The organism is Streptomyces sp. NPDC031340, assembly GCF_055569945.1.
In genome coordinates this window covers 1-1,585 of record NZ_JBVIIE010000134.1, presented here as the reverse complement: position 1 = coordinate 1,585, position 1,585 = coordinate 1, and the positions used below count along the sequence as shown (strand labels likewise).

2 protein-coding genes are annotated in these 1,585 nt (G+C 69.3%); both read right to left on the bottom strand.

The window, feature by feature from the left end; translation table 11 throughout:
* Nucleotides 1-108: 108 nt before the first annotated feature.
* A complete protein-coding gene (locus ACZ5GT_RS40760) occupies nucleotides 109-408 on the bottom strand; it encodes a hypothetical protein (RefSeq protein ID WP_469037002.1) in 300 nt (99 codons plus the stop codon).
* Between the two features lie 50 nt (nucleotides 409-458).
* A partial coding sequence (locus ACZ5GT_RS40755) for an IS256 family transposase (protein ID WP_469036999.1) occupies nucleotides 459-1,585 on the bottom strand: 1,127 nt, incomplete at its 5' end.

The window sequence follows — 1,585 nt, the reverse complement described above, 5'->3', positions numbered from 1 at the left end:
CGGGAGGAATAGTCAATACCTGTGGATCTGGGGGCGGCGGTAAACATCAAAGTCTGCCGAGGTCCGGGGGCTCGTCTGCGAAGCTGCGGTCCAAACAGCGTTGAGATCTCAGTCCTCGGCTGGCAGGTCATGTCGCGCCAGCCAGTTCGGATCATCCAGATCCTTGTGGACCTGCTCCGACAGTCGGGCGAGCCCCGCACCGCGTCCCCGGGCGAAGCATCCGCGAGCCTCGCACCGGGCGTGCTTCAAGGCAGCAGCCCGAGCGGCATCTTCGCTGTCGTACCGCGTCACGTTGCGCCGCTCGTAGCCCTCCTGTGAATCGGCGGAGGTCTGCCCGGCTTCAAGGGCCCAACAGCTTTCCCAGCCGTGGTACTTGTCGCCCTGGTCGCTCACCCAGAAGTACGTCATAGCGCGGAGTCTGCCACCGGGAGAGGGCTGCATCACGGCCTTCGCCCAGGTCATGCGGCCTGCTCCTGCCGCTCGATCAGGACACCGTTCTCGAACCTGGCGCCCGCGCGGACCAGGGCGACGAGGTGGGCTCCGGTGACCGCGCGCCAGCGGGCCTGAGCGGATTCGACGAGCTTGAACACCATCGCGAGGGCTGCGGCCGGGCTGCCGGCGCCGCGGGTGACCTTGGTGCGGAGCTTGACGGTGGAGAACGTCGACTCGATCGGGTTCGTGGTCCGCAGGTGGATCCAGTGCTCGGCCGGGAAGTCGTAGAACGCCATCAGCTCGTCGCGGTCCTCGGTGATCTTCGCGACGGCCTTGGGGAACTTGGCGCCGTAGGTCCGCGCGAACGCCTCGATCGCCTTCTCGGCGTGCGCGCGGTCCTCGGCGTTGTAGATCTCCTGCATCGCCTTCGTCGCGCCCGGCTGCGCGGATTTCGGAAGGGCGTTCGCGACATTCCTGGCTTTGTGGACCCAGCACCGCTGGTGGCGGGCGGCCGGGAACACCTCCGCCAGTGCCTTCCACAGGCCCATCGCGCCGTCGCCGACGACCAGCTCGGGATCGCGCATGCCCCGGCGGCGGCAGTCGCGCAGCAGGTCGGCCCACGACTCGGTGGACTCGCGCAGGCCCTCGGCCAGCGCGATCAGTTCCTTGGTGCCGTCCAGGCGTACCCCCATCAGCACCAGGACGCAGGAGTGCGCCTGCCCGAGCCGGATCTTGGGGTGCACGCCGTCCGCCCACACGTACACGTAGTCGCTGTCGGCGAGGTCGCGCAGATGGAAGGCGGCGTGGTCGTCCTGCCACTGCTTCGTCAGCCGGGTCACGGTGGCCGGCGACAGGCCGGCGGAGGAGCCGAGGAACTGCTCCAGCGCGGGCACGAAGTCTCCCGAGGACAGCCCGTGCAGGTAGAGCAGCGGCAGCACCTCGCTGACCTTGGGCGACTTGCGGCACCAGGGCGGCAGGATCTTCGAGGAGAACCGCATCCGCTCTCCGGTGGCCGCGTCCACCCGCTTGTCGTTCACGCGCGGGGCCGTGACCTCGACGGCGCCTGCGGCGGTCGTCACGGTGCGGGGCCGATGGTGGCCGTTGCGGACCACCAGGCGACGTCCGGCCCCGTCCGTCTCGGCCGCCAACTCGG